Annotated in this window: 18 protein-coding genes; 7 read left to right on the top strand and 11 right to left on the bottom strand. The window is 68.3% G+C overall.

Features of this window, described 5'->3' with window-relative positions; translation table 11 throughout:
* Nucleotides 1-123: 123 nt before the first annotated feature.
* Nucleotides 124-1,644 carry a methyltransferase gene (locus ACFK0J_RS27225; RefSeq protein ID WP_378732022.1) on the bottom strand — a complete coding sequence of 507 codons (1,521 nt, stop codon included), beginning with the start codon at nt 1,642-1,644 and terminating at the stop codon, nt 124-126.
* 68 nt (nt 1,645-1,712) lie between these two features.
* A complete protein-coding gene (locus ACFK0J_RS27220; protein WP_378732020.1) occupies nt 1,713-2,453 on the bottom strand; it encodes a VOC family protein in 741 nt (246 codons plus the stop codon).
* A gap of 150 nt (nt 2,454-2,603) precedes the next feature.
* Here ACFK0J_RS27220 and ACFK0J_RS27215 point away from each other — a divergent pair, with 150 nt between their 5' ends.
* Entirely contained in the window at nt 2,604-3,953 is a 1,350-nt protein-coding gene (locus tag ACFK0J_RS27215; RefSeq protein ID WP_378732018.1) for an MFS transporter, read from the top strand.
* 1,603 nt (nt 3,954-5,556) lie between these two features.
* On the opposite strand, the gene ACFK0J_RS27210 is transcribed toward ACFK0J_RS27215, so the two are convergent.
* Nucleotides 5,557-5,976, bottom strand: a complete 420-nt coding sequence (locus tag ACFK0J_RS27210; RefSeq protein ID WP_378732016.1) for a DUF3099 domain-containing protein — start codon at nt 5,974-5,976, stop codon at nt 5,557-5,559.
* Nucleotides 5,977-6,080: 104 nt separating this feature from the next.
* Here ACFK0J_RS27210 and ACFK0J_RS27205 point away from each other — a divergent pair, with 104 nt between their 5' ends.
* On the top strand, nt 6,081-6,317 hold the full coding sequence (locus tag ACFK0J_RS27205; protein WP_218470335.1) for a DUF3039 domain-containing protein: 237 nt from the start codon (nt 6,081-6,083) through the stop codon (nt 6,315-6,317).
* Here ACFK0J_RS27205 and ACFK0J_RS27200 read toward each other — a convergent pair.
* Entirely contained in the window at nt 6,290-7,366 is a 1,077-nt protein-coding gene (locus ACFK0J_RS27200; protein ID WP_378743048.1) for a YihY/virulence factor BrkB family protein, read from the bottom strand. The genes ACFK0J_RS27205 and ACFK0J_RS27200 overlap by 28 nt on opposite strands.
* 380 nt (nt 7,367-7,746) lie before the next feature.
* Between ACFK0J_RS27200 and ACFK0J_RS27195 the strand changes: the two genes are divergently transcribed.
* A complete protein-coding gene (locus ACFK0J_RS27195; protein WP_378743046.1) occupies nt 7,747-9,435 on the top strand; it encodes a DEAD/DEAH box helicase in 1,689 nt (562 codons plus the stop codon).
* Nucleotides 9,436-9,477: 42 nt separating this feature from the next.
* Here ACFK0J_RS27195 and ACFK0J_RS27190 read toward each other — a convergent pair whose 3' ends face one another.
* Nucleotides 9,478-10,077 (bottom strand): TetR/AcrR family transcriptional regulator, encoded by a 600-nt coding sequence (locus ACFK0J_RS27190; protein WP_378732014.1) that lies wholly within the window; start codon nt 10,075-10,077, stop codon nt 9,478-9,480.
* 106 nt (nt 10,078-10,183) lie between these two features.
* Between ACFK0J_RS27190 and ACFK0J_RS27185 the strand changes: the two genes are divergently transcribed.
* Entirely contained in the window at nt 10,184-10,924 is a 741-nt protein-coding gene (locus tag ACFK0J_RS27185) for an SDR family NAD(P)-dependent oxidoreductase (protein ID WP_378732012.1), read from the top strand.
* Between the two features lie 20 nt (nt 10,925-10,944).
* On the opposite strand, the gene ACFK0J_RS27180 is transcribed toward ACFK0J_RS27185, so the two are convergent.
* Nucleotides 10,945-11,712 carry an AraC family transcriptional regulator gene (locus tag ACFK0J_RS27180; protein WP_378732010.1) on the bottom strand — a complete coding sequence of 256 codons (768 nt, stop codon included), beginning with the start codon at nt 11,710-11,712 and terminating at the stop codon, nt 10,945-10,947.
* Between the two features lie 55 nt (nt 11,713-11,767).
* Between ACFK0J_RS27180 and ACFK0J_RS27175 the strand changes: the two genes are divergently transcribed.
* Nucleotides 11,768-12,337: a class I SAM-dependent methyltransferase gene (locus ACFK0J_RS27175; protein ID WP_378732008.1), complete on the top strand. Its 570-nt coding sequence runs from the start codon at nt 11,768-11,770 to the stop codon at nt 12,335-12,337.
* A gap of 19 nt (nt 12,338-12,356) precedes the next feature.
* Here ACFK0J_RS27175 and ACFK0J_RS27170 read toward each other — a convergent pair whose 3' ends face one another.
* Entirely contained in the window at nt 12,357-12,920 is a 564-nt protein-coding gene (locus tag ACFK0J_RS27170) for an SWIM zinc finger family protein (protein WP_378732006.1), read from the bottom strand.
* On the bottom strand, nt 12,920-14,650 hold the full coding sequence (locus tag ACFK0J_RS27165) for a DEAD/DEAH box helicase (protein ID WP_378732004.1): 1,731 nt from the start codon (nt 14,648-14,650) through the stop codon (nt 12,920-12,922). Before ACFK0J_RS27165 ends, ACFK0J_RS27170 begins: the two co-directional genes overlap by 1 nt.
* A 118-nt stretch (nt 14,651-14,768) precedes the next feature.
* Here ACFK0J_RS27165 and ACFK0J_RS27160 point away from each other — a divergent pair, with 118 nt between their 5' ends.
* Nucleotides 14,769-15,566, top strand: coding sequence for a TetR/AcrR family transcriptional regulator C-terminal domain-containing protein (locus tag ACFK0J_RS27160; RefSeq protein WP_378732002.1), 798 nt, complete (start codon nt 14,769-14,771; stop codon nt 15,564-15,566).
* Between the two features lie 48 nt (nt 15,567-15,614).
* Here ACFK0J_RS27160 and ACFK0J_RS27155 read toward each other — a convergent pair whose 3' ends face one another.
* Nucleotides 15,615-15,809 carry a hypothetical protein gene (locus ACFK0J_RS27155; RefSeq protein WP_246634043.1) on the bottom strand — a complete coding sequence of 65 codons (195 nt, stop codon included), beginning with the start codon at nt 15,807-15,809 and terminating at the stop codon, nt 15,615-15,617.
* Between the two features lie 311 nt (nt 15,810-16,120).
* Between ACFK0J_RS27155 and ACFK0J_RS27150 the strand changes: the two genes are divergently transcribed.
* Nucleotides 16,121-16,441: a DUF952 domain-containing protein gene (locus tag ACFK0J_RS27150; protein ID WP_378731999.1), complete on the top strand. Its 321-nt coding sequence runs from the start codon at nt 16,121-16,123 to the stop codon at nt 16,439-16,441.
* Here the strand turns inward: ACFK0J_RS27150 and ACFK0J_RS27145 are convergent, their stop codons facing one another.
* Nucleotides 16,442-17,089, bottom strand: a complete 648-nt coding sequence (locus ACFK0J_RS27145) for a response regulator (RefSeq protein ID WP_378731997.1) — start codon at nt 17,087-17,089, stop codon at nt 16,442-16,444. It abuts the gene before it with no gap.
* On the bottom strand, nt 17,086-18,357 hold the full coding sequence (locus ACFK0J_RS27140; RefSeq protein WP_378731996.1) for a sensor histidine kinase: 1,272 nt from the start codon (nt 18,355-18,357) through the stop codon (nt 17,086-17,088). Before ACFK0J_RS27140 ends, ACFK0J_RS27145 begins: the two co-directional genes overlap by 4 nt.
* Nucleotides 18,358-18,360 lie beyond the last annotated feature (3 nt).

Genomic DNA, 18,360 nt, shown 5'->3' with positions numbered 1-18,360 from the left:
GCTCAGATAAACCGCTCTGACGTGCGGTTTTCATCACTCTCGTCTGAGAAGTTCCTGAGAAGCGTTGAGCGATGGAACATCCTCTGTCCGGTGCCTGCACCGACCTACCCGCAATTGCCGGGATTACACGGGCCGCACCAGCCCATGACGGACCAGTGCGGCCACCACGGACAGCGCGTCGGCCGCGAACTCGGCGGTCACCTCGTCGGATCCGTGGGCAACCGCCAGCAGTTCGATCAACTCGTATAACGGGAGGCCGTCCGCACGCATTCCCGCCAGCAGCGAGATGGTGGTCTCGTCGACTTCGTGCTGCCAGCGCGGTCCGTCGCCGCGGTGCAAGCGGGCCACCTGCTGGGTCCAGCCGTCGGGTCCGGGCAGTGCGACGCGTTCCAGCGCGGTGGCCGGGTCGACCACGAAACGTGAAGTCCAGGCCAGTTTTTCGTCCCCCGCGACGGCGCGCAGCCAGGCCGACCGTTCGAAATAGCGAGTCGCCTCGTCGCCGAGCGGGTCGTCGAAGCCGTGCGTGAGGTCCTCGGCGAGCAGTTCGGTCGGGCCGTCGATAGCGCGCAAGTAGACGAAACCGAAGCCGATGCCCTCGACGTCGGCGGCGGCGAACGCGTCGAGCCACTGCTCGGCGCGTTCCTGGGCGGCCGGATCGCGCGGATCCAAACCGGCGTCCCGCAACCAGGTGCCGACATAGAGGGCGGGGTCGGCGACATCACGCTGCACCACCCAGGCGTCGACGCCGTGTGCGGGCAGCCACGACGACACCCGGTGCCGCCAGTCCGCACCGTCGACGTGCACCCATGCCGCGAGCATCGCGGCCGTGCCGCCCGGCGCGAGCAGGTCCGCGGCCTGACCGATCACCAATTCGCTTGCGCCGTCGAGGGCGAGCCCGGAATCGCGGTAGGTGTGCTCGATCCTGGCGGGTCCCACGACGAACGGCGGATTCGCCACCACCTGATCGAAGCGGCGGCCCGCCACCGGCTCGAACCAGGAACCTTCGAGGAATTCGATATCGAGCCCGTTGAGCGCGGCGGTGGCTTCGGCGAGCCACAGTGCGCGGGTGCTCACGTCGGTGCCGGTGACCCGCTGCGCGTAGGAGGCGGCATGGACCGCTTGGACGCCACACCCGGTGCCGAGATCGAGCACGGAGCCGACCGGGCGGGTCGGCGTGGCGCGCAGCAGCGAAAGGGAGGCGTGGCCGACGCCGAGCACGTGGTCTTCGGTGAGTGTCCGCCTGCGCATCGAATCGTCGAGATCGGACAGGATCCAGCGGGTGCCCGCTCCGGCGTCGAGGGGACGCAGATCGAGTGCCGCGCGGACCGTGGCACCGTCGCGGGCGAGCAGCCCGGCCGCCACCGCGAGCTCGATACTCACCGGCGCGAGCGCGGCCGCCACTTCCCGTTCGGGCAGCGGGTCCCCGAGCAGCAGCAGCCTGATCAGGGTGCCCAATTCCCCCGCATCCCGCGCGGCCCGCCGCACCGGCACCGGTTCCGACCGGCCCAGCGCCGCATGGACGTCCTCGCCGAGCACCTCGAGTAGCGTGTCGGCGTCGTAGCCGACCCGGGTCAGCGCGGCCCGCAGATCGGGGCACAGCGCGGTGAGCAGAGATCCGGTGGTCGTCGATCGGTTCGTAGGCACATCGGTACTTTGCCACCGCCACCGATCAGTACTTGCCAGGTGTTCGCCGTGTCACAGGCGCAATCCCGTCAGACGCCTTTCGGGTCGCGCGCCGTGACGCAGTACGGCGCGTCGGCCGGGTCGCTCATCACGATCCAGTGTTCGTAGCGGTCTACCACTGTGGCGCCGAGGGTTTCGTGCCACGCGGCGGTGGCGGTGATGTCCGAGGAGGACAAATCGATGTGCGCGCTGGTGGGGCGGTCTTCGCCGAGGCGCTGGAGCAGCAGCTGGATGGGGAAGGGTTCGTCGGCGCGTAGCCGGGCGAACTCGGGGAGTCGGCCATGCTGGAAGTTCCAGCCGGTCAACGACTTCCAGAATTCGGTCTCGGTGGCGTAGTCGGTGGGGCCGATGTCGAGGCAGACCTGATCGAGTCGGCTGAGGGTGCCGTCGGGGCCGGGCACGGCGGGAGCGGGGGTGCCCTTCGTGCGCCTGCTCGGGGTGAGGCAGAAGGTTTGGCCGCTGGGGGAGCGCAGCACCGCGTAGTCGGGGTGGTTGGCGACCAGTTCGGCACCGAGGTCGAGCGCAGTGCGCACGGCGGTCGGGATGTGGTCGACGTCGAGGTCGAGGTGGACGCCGCCCAGGCCGGTGACCGACTGCATCTTCACGCCCGCGGCGGAAAAACGCGCGGGATCCGGTAGCAGCGTGAGGAATTCGTCGTGCTCGCCGCGGCGGGCCGAGAGCTGGGTACCGGTGACTGTGGACCAGAACTTCGCGCAGTCGTCGAAACGCTGGGCGGGGCGGTCCAGGAAAGCCCAGATCCACCGAATCATGTTCACTCCTGTCTTGTTCCCCGGGCCACCCTAGGGAAAGCCGCGCGCGCTGTCGAGCGGATTGGCGTGTCACGCGTGCTGGCACGATCTTGGTGATTTGTGGCATTCCGGCCACTCGTTGGGTGAGCGATTTTCCGGCACTCTCAGCGGGTGACCGAACTACAGACGCCGCCGACCGTACCGTCCGAGAACACCATTGACCGGCGTCGTCTGCATCCCGCGTGGATCGTCGCGGGGGTCGGGTTCGTCACGCTGCTCGGCGCCGCCGCGTTCCGCTCGGTGCCCAGTGTGCTGATGGATCCGCTGCACGAGGAGTTCGGTTGGTCACACGGCACAATCGGGGCGGCCGTATCGCTGAATCTGCTGCTGTACGGGCTGATTTCGCCGTTCGCCGCGGCCTTGATGGACCGGTTCGGCATTCGCAAGGTGGTGTCGTGTGCGCTGGTGCTCGTCGCGGGCGGTGCCGGGTTGACCGTGTTCATGACCCAGCCGTGGCATCTGATGTTGACCTGGGGACTGTTGGTGGGCATCGGCGTGGGATCGATGTCGATGCCGTTCGTGGCGACCATCACCGGACGCTGGTTCGTGCGGCAGCGCGGCCTGGTCACCGGGGTGCTGACCGCGGCGGGCGCGACCGGTCAGCTGATTTTCCTGCCACTGGTGTCGGCGCTGGCGCACGCGCACGGGTGGCGGCTGCCGTCGCTGATCGTCGCCGGGGCGGCGCTGGCCGTTGTGCCGTTGGTGCTACTGTTCATCAGGGACTTTCCGAGCGATGTCGGCGTCACCGCCTACGGTGCCGAGGTGGACAGTGTCGTCGGCACCCGCACCCCGGCGGGTGTCGGTGCTGCGCGGGCGCTGACCGTGCTGGTCGAGATCGCGCGTACGCGCGGATTCTGGTTGCTGGCAGGCGGATTCGCGGTGTGCGGCGCGTCGACCAACGGTCTGGTCGGCACCCATTTCGTCAGCGCCGCGCACGATCACGGCATGCCGCCGACCGCCGCCGCGAGCCTGCTCGCCGTCGTCGGCATCTTCGATGTCGCGGGCACCATCGCGTCCGGCTGGCTGACCGACCGCATCGACCCGCGTTATCTCTTGATCGGCTACTACACGCTGCGCGGATTGTCGCTGCTCATCCTGCCGTCACTGCTCGGCCCACACACCCAACCCAGCCTCTGGGTGTTCATCGTCTTCTACGGCCTGGACTGGGTCGCCACCGTCCCGCCCACCGTCATGCTCTGCCGCGAACTCTTCGGCAGCAACGCCCCCGTAGCCTTCGGCTGGGTCTTCGCCTCCCACCAAATCGGTTCCGCCATAGCCGCCACCGGCGCAGGCGTAATCCGCGACCTCCAAGGCACCTACAACCTCGCCTGGTACCTAGCCGGCGCCCTATGCGCCACAGCCGCCCTGATGTCCGCCTTCATCCTCCACACCCCCAACCCCACCCCACCCCCCACCACCCCCAACTCCCCTGATCCCCTCGTCCCCCGCATCCCAGGCTGATGCCGGGTCCCGAACGGGACATGGCGGAGCTTCCACTCGACCGATGCCGCGCTGGTGTCCCGTTCGGCGCACGCTCAGGCTGCCGTTGGTTCGCGAGCGGGACACGGTGGAGTTTCTACTCGCCCGACGCCGCGCTGATGTCCCGTTCGGCGCACGCTCCGCTGATGTCCCGTTCGGCGCCAACCAGGCGCACGGTGGTTCGCGAGCGGGACATAGTGGAGCTTCCACTCGACGGATGCCGCGGTGATGTCCCGTTTGACGCGGCCCGAGCCGTTGCTGGTGTCGCGGGGGGGACGTAGTGGTGCGTCTACTTGACCGATAGCGCGCTCATGTCCCGTTTGCGGTCGATTACGCGACTGTCGCTGGAGATTCAGCGCGGCCTCGGTTGGTGCTGTTCGCGAGCGGGATACGGTGGAGCTTCTACTCGCCCGATGCCGCGGTGATGTCCCGATCCGCGCCAACCAGGTTCACGCTGGTTCGCGAGCGGGACATGGCGGAGCTTCTACTCGCCCGATGGCGCGGTGGTGTCCCGTTCGTCGCGCCAGCGGCTGACGTTGGGGTCGCGAATGGGACATGGCGGAGCTTCTACTCGTTCGATGCCGCGCTCATGTCCCGTTCGGCGCCATCGAGGCGCACGGTGGTTCGCGAGCGGGACATGGCGGAGCTTCCACTCGATCGATGGCGCGGTGGTGTCCCGTTCGTCGCGCCAGCGGCTGACGTTGGGGTCGCGAATGGGACATGGCGGAGCTTCTACTCGCCCGATGCCGCGCTGATGTCCCGTTCGGCGCCATCGAGGCGCACGTTGGTTCGCGAGCGGGACATAGCGGAGCTTCTACTCGACGGATGCCGCGGTGATGTCCCGTTCGGCGCCGTCCAGGCGCCCGCTGGTTCGGGAGCGGGACATAGTGGCGCGTTTACTCGACCGATAGCGCGCTAATGTCCCGTTTGCGGTCGATTGCGCGCCTGGCGCCGGAGCTTCCGCGCGGTCTCGGTTGGTGCTGTTCGCGAGCGGGACACGATGGAGCTTCCACACGACGGATGCCGCGGTGATGTCCCGTTCGGCGCCAACCAGGTTCACGCTGGTTCGCGAGCGGGACATAGTGGAGCTTCCACTCGACGGATGCCGCGGTGATGTCCCGTTCGGCGCCAACCAGGTTCACGCTGGTTCGCGAGCGGGACATGGCGGAGCTTCCACTCGACCGATGGCGCGCTGATGTCCCGTTTGCGGTCTTGGGCGACTGGCGTTGGAGCTTCAGCGCGGCCTCGGTCGGTGCTGTTCGCGAGCGGAACACAGTGGAGCGTCTACTTGTTCAATGGCGCGCTGGTGTCCCGTTCGCCGCGCCAGAGGCTGACGTTGGGTCGCGAATGGGACATGGTGGAGCTTCTACTCGACCGATGCCGCGGTGATGTCCCGTTCGGCGCCAACCAGGTTCACGGTGGTTCGCGAGCGGGACATAGTGGCGCGTCTACTCGCTCGATGCCGCAGTGGTGTCCCATTCGGCGCGGTCCGAGCTGCTGCTGGTCTTGAGCGGGACGTGGTGGAGCCCTGCTCGACGGATGCCGCGCTCATGTCCCGTTGCTTGCCCCGGCTGGGGACAAGGCGTCAGGTGTCGATGGCGTTGTGGCGGCGGGATTCTATGGCGGTGCGGCGTTCGTCCCAGCGGCTTGGTTCGTCTTTGCGGCGGGGTGGGCGGTCGTTGGCGATGAGGACTGCTACCCAGGGGAGGGGGATGGATACCGCGATGATGAGGATGGCTAGTAGGGCGCTGCCGAAGGTGCTGTAGGCGATCGCGGCGAGGACCAGGCAGGGGATGCGGAAGGCCATGATGATGGTGTACCGGCGGACCCGGGAGCGGTGCTGGTCTTCCAGCGACGGCTGGGCCTCGGTGATCAGGACCGGATGCTTGTTGTCGTTGCCGGGGAAGTACCCGGCCGATCGACCGGAGGCTGGCGGCATCGTCACGTCCGGGCGGTCACCACGGCCGATGTCGTCGGCGCCGGGGGTGTCGCCGTGCTGCTGCATACCCTGAGTCTTCCACTGTCGGAGCCGCGGCGCACACAGCGTGGTCAGCCGGACACCCGACCGTGATCCGTCACCTCTCGAACTGATACGGCATCATTGAACCCGTGAGCACCGACACCAAGGTTCGCCCGGATTCGACCACCGACGAGTCGACGAGCGACGACACCCCGAAGTTCTTCCACTACGTCAAGAAGGACCGGATCGCGGAGAGCGCCGTCATGGGCACCCATGTCGTCGCGCTGTGCGGTGAGGTCTTTCCGGTGACCCGGTCGCCCAAGCCCGGTTCGCCGGTCTGCCCGGACTGCAAGAAGGTCTACGACGGGCTGAAGAAGGGCGAGTGAGGCTGCTGCGGCGCCTGCGCGGGCGCCGCGGACGGCGGTCGGGATGTGTCGCCAGCTGACGGCGGAGGCTCCTCCGCCGTCTCGGTAGTCGCCGTCTTCGGGTCGTCGTTGTCCTCCTCGGCCGAATCGCCGCCCCACTGGTTGGCGATCCACTCCTTCACCTGGTCGAGCCGGGTCGTCCGGGCCGGCCAGAACTCCTGCACGGCAGCGTTGAATTCCGCGCCGAGGATCACCGCGAAGCCGAGGAAATAGGTGAACAGCAGGAACGCGATCGGCGTCGCCAGCGCGCCGTAACTCACGCCGGTCTGGGTGACCCAGGACAGATACCGCCGCAGCCCCTCACTGGCTGTGATGAAGAAGACAGCCGCGACCATCGCCCCGCCGAACAGCCGGTGCCAGGGCAACGACGTGTGCAACGCCAGCTTGTACAGCGTGGTCAGCACGATAATCAGCAGCAACCCGACACCGGGGTAGTAGAAGAAGTCCAGCAGCTGCAGCCCGGTCACCCGCCACGGCTCCGGCAGCACCCGCCCGATCAACGTGGGCCCGAGCGCCACCAGCGGCAGGATGAACACCGAGGCCACCAGGAACCCGACATACAGCAGCAGCGCGAAAATGCGCTGCCACACCGGATGTCGCAGGTCCTGCTGATCGTGCGCCTCGACGATCGCGTCGACGAAGGTCGACATCGCCGACGATCCCGCCCACAGCGACAGCACGAACCCCACCGACACCACCGCGCCGCGCCCCTTGCCGAGCACGTCGCTGACGGTGGGCTCGATCAGATCGGACACCACCGCGGGGCTGAACAGGTCCCGGCTGAACGAGATGATCTTGGATTCGACGATCTCCACGGTGTCCGGCCCGAACCAGGTACCGACATAGCCGAGGCTGCCGAGCACTCCGAGCAGCAGCGGCGCCAGCGACAGCGTCTGCCAGAACGCGCCTGCCGCGGATTTGGTGAAGATCGAGTCGTCCCAAGCTTTCCCCGCCACCCGCACCACCAGCTTGGTGGTCTGTCTGCGGGCACGCCGCAGGCTGATGATCATGCGCTGGGACCAGCTCAGCTCCCGCGCGGCGATACCACCACTGAGCGACGGTATGTCGGTCCTCAGTGGCTCGCTCGGCGGGGCGTTTTCGTGGGTCATCGTGCTTACAGCATCGCGCACCTGGGGTTCCCGCACTGGATTCCGGGGGCTACGTGTCGTCGGGCAACGGGTGAATTCCGGCGTGTCGGTAGTTGAACATGTGATGCCTATCGCCCATGCCGCGTCGGTTTGGCAACACGCCGTGCGGGGCCAGTAGGGTCGACGGCGTGACTGGGTCGGGTGGCGCCGCTGTGGCGGGAAAAGCGGAGACACCGGGCGATTCGGTAACACCCCACGCTTCGGGGACGCCGAACAGCTCCGGTACATCGGGCGGCGGATCGCTGCGTGCCTGGCAGCGCCGGGCGTTGACGAAGTACTTGTCGAGCAAGCCACGCGACTTCCTCGCGGTGGCCACGCCCGGCGCCGGTAAGACCACGTTCGCGCTGCGGGTGGCCGCCGAACTGCTCGCCGACCGCACCGTGGACCAGATCACCGTCGTCGCCCCCACCGAACACCTCAAGCACCAGTGGGCGCAATCCGCGGCCCGCGCCGGGATCGCGCTGGATTCGCGGTTCTCCAACGCCACCGGCGGCACTTCCGGCGACTATCACGGTGTCGTCGTCACCTACGCCCAGGTCGCCTCGCACCCGTCCCGGCATCGGGTGCGCACCGAAAACCGCAGGACCCTGGTCATTCTCGACGAGATCCACCATGCGGGCGACGCGAAGAGCTGGGGTGAGGCGACCGCCGACGCGTTCGGCGACGCCACCCGCCGTCTCGCGCTCACCGGAACCCCGTTCCGCAGCGACGACAGCCAGATCCCGTTCATCACGTACGAACCCGACGAGTCCGGGTTCCCGCGTTCGCGCGCCGACCACGCCTACGGCTACTCCGAGGCGCTGGCCGACGGCGTGGTCCGGCCCGTGGTGTTCCTCGCGTATTCGGGCGAGGCGCACTGGCGCGACAGCGCGGGCGAGGAGTACACCGCCCGCCTCGGCGAGCCGCTCAACGCCGAACAGACCGCCCGCGCCTGGCGCACCGCGCTGGACCCGGCGGGCGACTGGATCTCCGCGGTGCTGCGCGCCGCCGACATGCGGCTGCGCCAGTTGCGCAGCACGGGCATGCCGGACGCGGGTGGCCTGGTGATCGCCACCGACCAGGACCGCGCCCGCGACTACGCCGAACTACTGGAACACATTTCGGGCGAGAAGCCCGCGCTGGTGTTGTCCGACGATCCGGACTCCTCGGACCGGATCGGCCAGTTCGCCGCGACCACCCAGCCGTGGATGGTCGCGGTGCGGATGGTGTCGGAGGGCGTGGACGTGCCGCGGCTCGCGGTCGGCGTGTACGCGACCAGCGCTTCGACGCCGCTGTACTTCGCGCAGGCCATCGGCCGTTTCGTGCGTGCCCGCCGACCCGGCGAGACCGCGAGCGTGTTCCTACCGTCCGTGCCGGTGCTGCTGGATCTGGCCGCGCAGCTGGAACTGCAGCGCGACCACGTCATCGGCAAGCCGCACCGGGAGAAGGACGGGCTCGACGACGAGCTGCTGATCGACGCGAACAAGCAGAAAGACGAGCCGGGCGAGGAAGAGAAGTCCTTCGTCGCGCTCGCCGCCGACGCCGAGCTGGACCAGGTGATCTACGACGGATCCTCCTTCGGCACCGCCACTTTCGCGGGCAGCGACGAGGAGGCCGACTACCTGGGTATTCCCGGGCTGCTCGATGCCGACCAGATGCGCGCGCTGCTGCGTGAACGACAGTCCCGCCAGATCGCCGACCGTGGCGAGCCCGCCGCCGCTCCCGATCCCGGCCCGCAGGTCGCCAGTGCGGCCGAACGGGTCGCCACCGCAGACCGATTGGGCGAGCTGCGGCGTGAACTCAACAGCTTGGTCGCCATGCATCACCATCGCACCAACAAACCGCACGGCGTGATCCATGGTGAACTACGTCGCGAATGTGGCGGGCCACCAACAGCATTGGCATCGGCCGAGCAGCTAGCCGAGCGGATCGCGGCATTGCGGCGGATGTAGCGGCGTAGGCTGCGAATCCGGCCTACTGTCAAGGGATTCCGTTCAGGCAGATGTCGGCCAAGCGGCCATCGCGCAGTCGATGGACTGCGTCAGCTCCGCCAACGACGCACCGTCCCGCGCCTGAATCGACAGGCCGTACAGCACGGTGGTGTAGAAGCGGGCCAGTGCGGCGGTGTTGACCTCGGCCGCCAGATCGCCCTCGGCGACACCGCGGTCTAGTCGACGGCGAATGTCTTCGGTTGTCTCCAACCGCTTTTCGACGAGAAAGTCGCGAATGCTCTCGCTCCGCGTCGTGTAGGTGGACCCGGCGAGCACGACCATGCAGCCGTGCGGTTTGTCATCGACGGTGTAGGCGATCGCGTTGTCCCGCAACATCGCCTCGATGGCGGCCCGCGCCGTCGGCTCCTCGCGCAACGCCCGCTCGGTGTACCCGCCATCGGTCTGCCCGTAGAGGTCGACGGCCTCCCGGAACAGCGCTTCCTTACCGCCGAACGCCGCATACAGGCTCGGCGAATTGATGCCCATCGCGGAGGTGAGGTCGTTCATCGACGAGCCCTCGTAGCCGTGTTCCCAGAACACCTCCATGGCGCGGCGCAACGCTTCGGTGCGGTCGAAGGCGCGTGGTCGTCCCCGTTCGGCCATGGTCGGTCCTTTCTGTGTCGATCGTTAAATATACCCCTTGACGCCGATGCCCTCCCTGCGCTTAGCTATTTATGTACTGATCGACACAGAATTTGGAGGACTACCGATGTCGGATCTCACGGGCAAGGTGGCACTGGTGACCGGCGGCAGCCGCGGAATCGGGGCGGCGATCGCACGCAAGCTGGCCGCCGACGGCGCGGACGTGGCGATCACCTATCAGAGCGCCGAGGTGCAGGCGAAAGCCGTTGCGGCGGAGATCGAATCGCTCGGCCGCCGGGCCGTGGCGATCCGCGCGGACAGTGCCGACGCGGGCGAGGTGGTCGCCGCGGTGAACCAGGCCGCGAGCGAACTGGGCCGGCTCGACATCCTGGTGAACAACGCGGGCATCTTTCCGGCGAAGCCGTTCGAGGAATTCACCGTCGAGGAGGTCGACCGCGCGTTGAACATCCATGCGCGGGCCGCGTTCGTCGGCGCGCAGGCCGCGGTGGCGCACATGACCGGCGGAGGCCGGATCATCAGCGTCGGCAGCAACCTCTCCGAGCACGCCCCGTTCGACGGACTTTCGCTCTACAACCTCAGCAAGTCGGCGCTGAACGGATTCACCAAGGCCCTCGCGCGTGAACTCGGACCCCGGAACATCACCGTGAACCTGCTACAGCCGGGATCCACTGTGACGGACATGAATCCGGTCGACGGCGGGCACTACGACGCGCAGATCGAACTGACCGCACTCGGCCGTTTCGCGCAGCCGGAGGACATGGCGGCGATGGTGGCGTTCCTCGCGGGCGACTCCGGCCGCAGCGTCACCGGCGCGATCTTCACCGTTGACGGCGGCACCAACGCTTGAAGATGGGCCATGATGCCGGATTATCCCGAGAAGTAGCGACCTGGGGAGACGCCGACAGCACGGCGGAACGCCGCGACGTAGGCGCTCGGCGCGGCGTAGCCGACTCGGCCCGCGATGCGGGCGATCGGCAGTCCGGCGGCGAGCAGCGGCAGTGAGCTGGCCAGGCGGATCTGGGTTCGCCACTGGCCGAAGGTGATTCCGGTTTCCGCGATGAACAAGCGGGCCAGCGTGCGCGGACTGGTCGCGACGGCCGCCGCGAACCCGGCCAGGGTGCGCGGGTCGGCGGGATCGTCGGTCAGCGCGTCGGCTACCTGCCGCGCGCGGGGGTCGGTGGGGCGGTGGGCGCCGACGGGGATCACCTCGACCGGCTCGAGCAGATCGAAGACCACCGCCTCCGCGCGTTCGCGACGCGCGGCGGCGGTGGCGGGTGCCCCGAGATGGTCGAACAACTCGTGCAGCAGGCGGGTGACGCGCAGCATGGTCGGCGCGGTGAAGGTCACCGGGCAGCGCTCGGGTTCGACGTAGATGCCACGCATTTCCGCGCCGTCGGCGCTACCGGTGCGGTGCCGGGTGCCGCCGGGGATCCACAGCGCTCGCGTCGGCGGCAGCACCCAGCGGTCGTCGGCCACCTCGACGGCGATGACTCCCCGTGCGGCCCAGGCGATCTGGTGCTGCGGATGCTCGTGCGTGTCGAACCAGTGTCCGGCGGGTAGCACACCGGCACCGAACACCATCGCCGTGGCACCGGGCGGGACCCCGTGTACCGAAGGTTGGCCGTTCTGCGACACAATATGTCACCGTAGCCGCTCGTGGTCACGGTTGTCCGCTCCTAGCGTCATGGGCATGGCGATGAACCTCTTGCACCGACTGCTATGCCGCTCATCGATGTGGGAACGGGCCAGCGCGACGCGGATCGTGCCGTGGGCGCTGTCCGGACTGGATCTCGGGGCCTCGGCGTTGGAGATCGGCCCCGGCTACGGTGCGAATGTGCGCGCCCTGCTCGACCGCGCCGACACCCTCACCGGCGTCGAGATCGAACCGGCCCTCGCCGCCCGCCTGCGCACCCGGCATGGTGCGGCGATGACCGTGGTGGACGGCGATGGAGCCGACATGCCTTTCCCGCCAAGGCAATTCGACTCGGTTGTGTGCTTCACGATGCTGCACCACGTGCCGACACCCGGTCAACAGGACGCGCTGTTCGCCGAGGCACTGCGCGTCCTGCGACCGGGCGGTGTGTTCGCGGGCAGCGACGGACTCGACAGCCGAATGTTCCGGCTGATCCACCTCGGCGACACCTGCGTACCCGTACCCCCGGAGACCGCCGCCGACCGATTGACCCGCATCGGCTTCACCGACATCGAAATAGAAACCGGCACAACCAGTTTCCGATTCCGAGCCCGCCGCCCGAGCTGAACGGCGAACCCTGGCTCGATCAGGCCGGTGTCGTCGACAGCTCCCCGAAGTAGTCCGCCGGATCGAGCGCGTTGATCGGCACCCACCGCGGCACTTCCGCCGCCACGGGCGAATCATCCTGTGCGCCTCGGAAATACCCCTGCACCTCCAAGGCGAGCCGCGGGTTCTCGTCCACCCGCCGCGCCATGTCATAGAACACGGCCAGCACATGCAGGCACCGCGCCGACCGCGCCTTGCACGAGCAGTCGGTACCGGCCAGCACCGGCGCGAGGGTGACGCCCGCCGCGACCACCGCCTGGTGCATCTCATCGGTGAGGACGGCCGTATCCGGGATGAGCTCGCCGATCGCGGTGATCGCCGCGCGCGGCAGCGGCGCCACCTCGAGGTGGGTCACCGATGCCTCGTTACCGCGATGGATGGCGGCGCGCACGATGCGCCCCTCGATCGTGGTCTGCGCGCCGCCGTTGCGGGCGATACTGCGGGCCCGGGGGAGCAGCGGCTCGGGACGGGTCTGGCTGATCGGCTCGGCCAGCCGCACCCAGTCCATGCCCCACTTGGTGTAGCCGAATTCGTTGTCCGCCATCAGTTTGCCCTCTTCCGGCGCAGGATTTCGACGAGCTGGTCGTCGTCGAGGCGGGCCAGCGCGGCGATGCCGGCCGAATCGCCGAGATCGGAGAGCGCCGACTTGCGGTCGTGCATGCGGGCGATGTGCTCTTCCACGGTGGTGGTCGAGGTGAGCGTGGTGACGGTGACCGTGCGGGTCTGTCCGATGCGGTGCGCACGGTCCGAGGCCTGCGCCTCCACCGCCGGGTTCCACCAACGGTCGAAGTGGATGACGTCGGCGGCACGGGTCAAAGTGAGGCCGGTGCCTGCCGCGCGCAGGCTGAGCACGAGCACCGGCGGCCCGTCCTCGGCTTGGAAGCCGGTCACGATGGCGGCGCGCTCGGCCTGGTTCAGGCCACCGTGGAAGAACGGGGCGGCGATCCCGAACTGCTCGGCGAGATGCCGGACCAGTAGCTCACCGGACTGCCGATACTGGGTGAAAATCAGTGTCGGAGCGCCGGTGTCGAGGTTGTTGGCGAGAATATCGGTGCACAGGTCGAGCTTTCCGGACCGGCCTGCCAGTTCGGTGAGCTCGCCGGTGACCAGGCCGGGATGGTTGCAGACCTGCTTGAGCGCGGTGAGCGCCGCGAGCACTCGGCCCTGTCGCTCTACGCCGGAACCGAATCCGTCATCGATGGCGCGATCGAGCAGCTTGTCGTAGAGGTCTTCCTGTTCGCCGGTGAGATCGCACAGCAGATCGGTGTGGATCTTGGCGGGCAGCGACGCGGCGACCTGCGCCTTCTTGCGCGCGAGGACAACGGGTTCGATGGCGTCCTGTAACCGGGCCGCCGCGGCCGCGGACCCTTCTTGGATCGGCCGGACGAACCGTCGCCGGAACTGCGTCTTGTGCCCGAACAGCCTGGGCGTCACCAGGTTCAGCAGCGCCCACAACTCTTCGAGATGGTTCTCCACCGGCGTGCCGGTCAACGCGACACTCACCTCGGCGTCGAGCGCCCGCGCGGCCTTGGCGAGCTGTGTACGCGGATTCTTCAACGCCTGCGCCTCATCGAAAACCGCGGTCGCCCAACGCTGGTCGCCGAGCAGCTGCCCGTGCATTCGCAACGTCGGATACCCAGTGACGACGACGCTCCCCGGGGCGGCGTCGAGTGCACCGCCGCGCCACACCACCACCCGTAACCCAGGCGCGAACCGATCGATCTCATGTGCCCAGTTGCCCACCAGCGAGGTCGGGCACACGACGACCTGCGGCCCCGAAGCCGGGCCGAGCAGAAATCCGATGGTCTGCACCGTCTTTCCGAGCCCCATCTCGTCCGCCAGCACGGCCCCTCCGTGCGCCGCGGTGGTTTCCCGCAGCCAGCTGACCCCGCGCACCTGATAGGGCCGCAGATCGGCCTTCAGGGCCGAACGCAATTCCGCGGCGACGGACTGCGTTTCGCGCAGGGTCCGGACCGCGCGCTCGGCGGACACGATCGAGGTACCCGCCGCGTTGGGCACGGCGTTCGCCGCGATCGGCAGCTCGACGTCGCAGTCGTCGCCCAGTGCCGTACGCCAGACGCGCACCGACGGGCCCGCGTCAGTGATGTCCGATGCGGCGAATCCCTCGGGATCGATCAGCGCGCAATCGACGTCGGCGACCTCGATCGCCCCTTCCGGGCCGACCGGTACCGCGAGTGCGATGGTCTCCCGCTCGCCGAACGAGGCCGGTGCGGGCCCGATGTGCTGCCCGGTCCAGGTCCACAGTGCGAACATGTGACGGTCGGGCAGATAGGTGGCCTGTGTGCTGCGCAGAGCTAACCCCTTAATCGGCGTATGGTGTACGAAGTATCTGAACAACGTACAGAGTACCGAGTTTGTTCCGAGGAGTCCCGTGGCCGATGCATCCGCCGTCGAACAGGCGAAACAGTTGGTGGGTCTGCTGTGGCGGCATGAGCTTCCGCCGCGACCGGGCGGTCGGGGGCCGAAACAGACCGTCAGCGTCGATGCCGTGGTCGACGCGGCGGTCGCCCTCGCCGACCGCGAGGGGTACGCGAAGGTATCCATTCGCGCGGTAGCGGCCGAGCTGGGCCTGCGCCCGATGAGCCTGTACACCTACGTGCCGAGCAAGGACGCGTTGACGGTGCTGATGGTCGACGCCGTGGCCGACGAGGACGCGCCCATCTCACCGCACTTGCCGGTACGCGAGCGGATGGCCGGCATCGGCAGGCAGGCGCGGGCCGAGCTGATCGCGCATCCGTGGCTGCTCGAGGTGTCGCCGTGGCGCCTGGTGATCGGTCCCGGCCGGATGCGTCGCTACGAGCGGCAGCTGGCGGCCATCGACGGGATCGGCCTGTCGGACGTCGCGATGGACCGGGTGATCGCCGTGCTGTCGGAGTTCGCCACCGGCAACGCCCGCATGGCGGTCGCCGCGCACCGCGACACGCAGGTGATGACCGATGCGCAGTGGTGGGAGGTGCACGGCCCCTTCCTCACCGAGGCCATGCCGTCCGATTCGTTCCCGTTGTCGTCGCGCGTCGGCGCGGCGGTCGGCGAGCTGTATCAAGCCCCGGCGGACCCGGCCGGTGCTTTCGAGTACGGCCTCAACCGCCTGCTGGATGGGATCCTCGGTGAGCTGAAGATCCCCGAACACACCAACAGCGGGCGATCCGTGGATCGCCCGCTGCGGTAAACGGTGTTCTGTTGTCGGATGTTGTTGTGTCAGGACGCGAGGAGTTGATCAGAGGGCGGGAGCGGACGCCGTATCGATCACGGCTTCCAACTCACGCAGCCGATCCATGTGTTCGTTCGCGTGGTGCTGGCAGAAGAGCAACTCTCCACCTGCGGGCAGAACGGCGCGCACTCGTGCTGCCGCCCCGCAGCGGTCGCAACGATCGACCGCGGTCAGTGGGGTGCTAGTCAGGGTTCCTGGCATGACTCCTCCGTCCTGGCTCCCGGTTCACAGACCGTTTGCCTGGTGTGGGGCCCGTGGTCACTCCGCGGGCTCGCTACCGCTACTTCCCAGCAGTGGTATGACTACTCTGTCAGACGTTCGGGACGGGGGCTTTGTTCCCGTAAGTGATTCTGTGTGTTTTCGATAACACGACCAGGGATTTCGCTACAGGCGAACATGCCAGGTCACGCTACGAACTCCGTGTGGTCACCACCTCGAACAGGCCGATCCAGTTGTCTACCGGGAGATTACCCGTGACCCACGACACTCACACGCTTGTTCACATATGCACTTTGAGCGAGTGGCTTTCCGCTCGGCAAACCGGCGAGTACCGCGCGCCCTCGCTCGACGAGGTGGGGTTCATCCATCTGTCCGCGCCGCAGCAGGCGCACCTGCCCGCCAACCGGCTCTTCGCGGGCCGCCGCGACCTGGTGCTGCTGCGCCTGGATCCGGCCCGCCTCGGCGCGCCGGTCAAGTGGGAGCCCGGCGTGCCGACCGACCCGGACTCGATGCTCTTCCCGCACCTGTACGGGCCGCTGCCGACCGGCGCGGTCATCGCCGTCGAGGAGTTCCGGCCCGGTCCGGACGGCGTGTTCGCTCAGCTCGCGAAGTAATCAGCGGTCGCGGACCTCGCGCGCCACGATGGCCGCCTGAACCCGCGACTGCACACCGAGTTTCGTCAGCACCCGGGACACGTGCGTCTTCACCGTCGTCTCGCCGATGAACAGGCGGCTCGCGATCTGCGCGTTGGACAACCCCTCGCCCAGACAGTCCAGCACCTCGCGTTCACGCTCGGTGAGATCGGCGAGTCCCTCCGGTTCCGGTTCGGCCGCATCGGTATTCGTCGCGGCGAACGCGGTGATCACCGCCCGCGTCACCTCGGGCGCGAGCACGCCGTCGCCCGCCGCCACCGTGCGGACGGCATCGATCAGCGACTGGCCCGACGCCGACTTCAGCACGAAGCCCGACGCGCCCGCCCGGAGTGTCCGGAAGACGTACTCGTCCAAATCGAACGTCGTCAGGATCAGCACCTTGGCCAGCCCGTCGGCGGTGACCCGTTCGGTCGCGGTGATCCCGTCCACTCCGGGCATCCGCACATCCATCAGCACCACATGCGGGCGCAGCGCCTTGGCTTGGGCGACCGCGACATCGCCGTCGGCGGCCTCGCCGACCACCTCGATATCGTCCTCGGCGTCCAGGATCATCCGCAGTCCCGCGCGAATCGCGGCGTGGTCGTCGGCGATCAGCACCCGGATCGTCATGACGCACTCGCCACGGACAGCGGGAGGATCGCCAGCACGGCCCAGCCCTGCGCGTCCGGTCCGGCCGTGAAACTTCCGCCGAGGGCGGCGGCCCGCTCGCGCATGTTGATCAGACCGTGGTGCCGATCCCCGTTCTCGGTGTGCCGCAACGCTACCGCTGGTGTCGGGTTGCGCACGGACACCCGCAGCTTCCCGTTCTCCGTGCGCACGTCGATGTCGACCCCTTGTCCTGGTGCGTGTTTCATGGCGTTGGTCAATGCCTCCTGGACGATCCGGTACGCGGCCTGGTCGACCGCGCTGGGAAGTTCGGTGTCGCCGAGGGTTTCGCGTACCCGCACGGTGACCCCGGCCGCGCGGGCCGCGTCGACCAGGATCGGCAACTGCGCGAGCCGCCGTGGCGCGGCCACCTCGTCCGCGGCCTCGCCGTCGCTGCGCAGCAAGCCGATCATGGTGCGCATCTCCTGTAGCGCGCTGACGCTGTTGGTGCGCACCGACCGCATGATCCCGAGCACCGCGGGATCGGCCTCGCGGCGGGCCAGCACGCCCAGCGCCGCCTCGGACTGGATCGCGATCGCCGACAGGTGCCCGGCGATCACATCGTGCAGGTCGCGCGCCATGGTGGTGCGCTCGTCGGCGATGGCGGCGCGCCGGTCGAGTTCGCCGACCAGCGTCAGCGCTTGCGCGCGGGCACGTTCGGCGTCGGCGATCTCCTTGTGCGTACGCACCGTGTTCGCCCACCACAGCGGGGTCGCCACGAAGGCGAACATGGCGATGGCGGCAAGCGAGACGGACCGTACGTCGCGGGTCAGGCTCAGTGTCACGATGACGATGAGGACCGAGAACACCGCCCAGCCCTTGGTGATGTTCCGCGAGGCCCGCCTGCTCGAATACAACACCGCGGCGTAGATCAGGTCGCCGTAGACCACCCACACCGGCACCGTCGGCCCGAGCCAGAGGTCCACGGCCAGCGGTACCAGCCCGGCGAACATGGCCGATACCGGCGTTCGACGACGGAACGGCATCGCGGCACAGAGGGCGGCGAGCACCCCGAGCCGCACCGGCAGCGACACGTCCACTCCGTGCTGGGTCAAGATGACCAGGTCGGTGAGATACAGCGCGCAACCGGCGACGAACACCAGCACCGCGCCGACCGCGTCGCGCCCCATCTCCGGAATTTCCGACCACTGCCGCACGCCTCCATCACAGCACAGCCCTGACCAGGCGCCATCCGCCGAAGTGATGACCGCCCCGTCGGCCGAATCAGACATCGG

Source organism: Nocardia brasiliensis, from assembly GCF_042691675.1.
GTDB lineage: Bacteria > Actinomycetota > Actinomycetes > Mycobacteriales > Mycobacteriaceae > Nocardia > Nocardia brasiliensis_D.
Note: the sequence above shows the minus strand (reverse complement) of the source record. Positions and strands in the feature narration are given on the sequence as shown.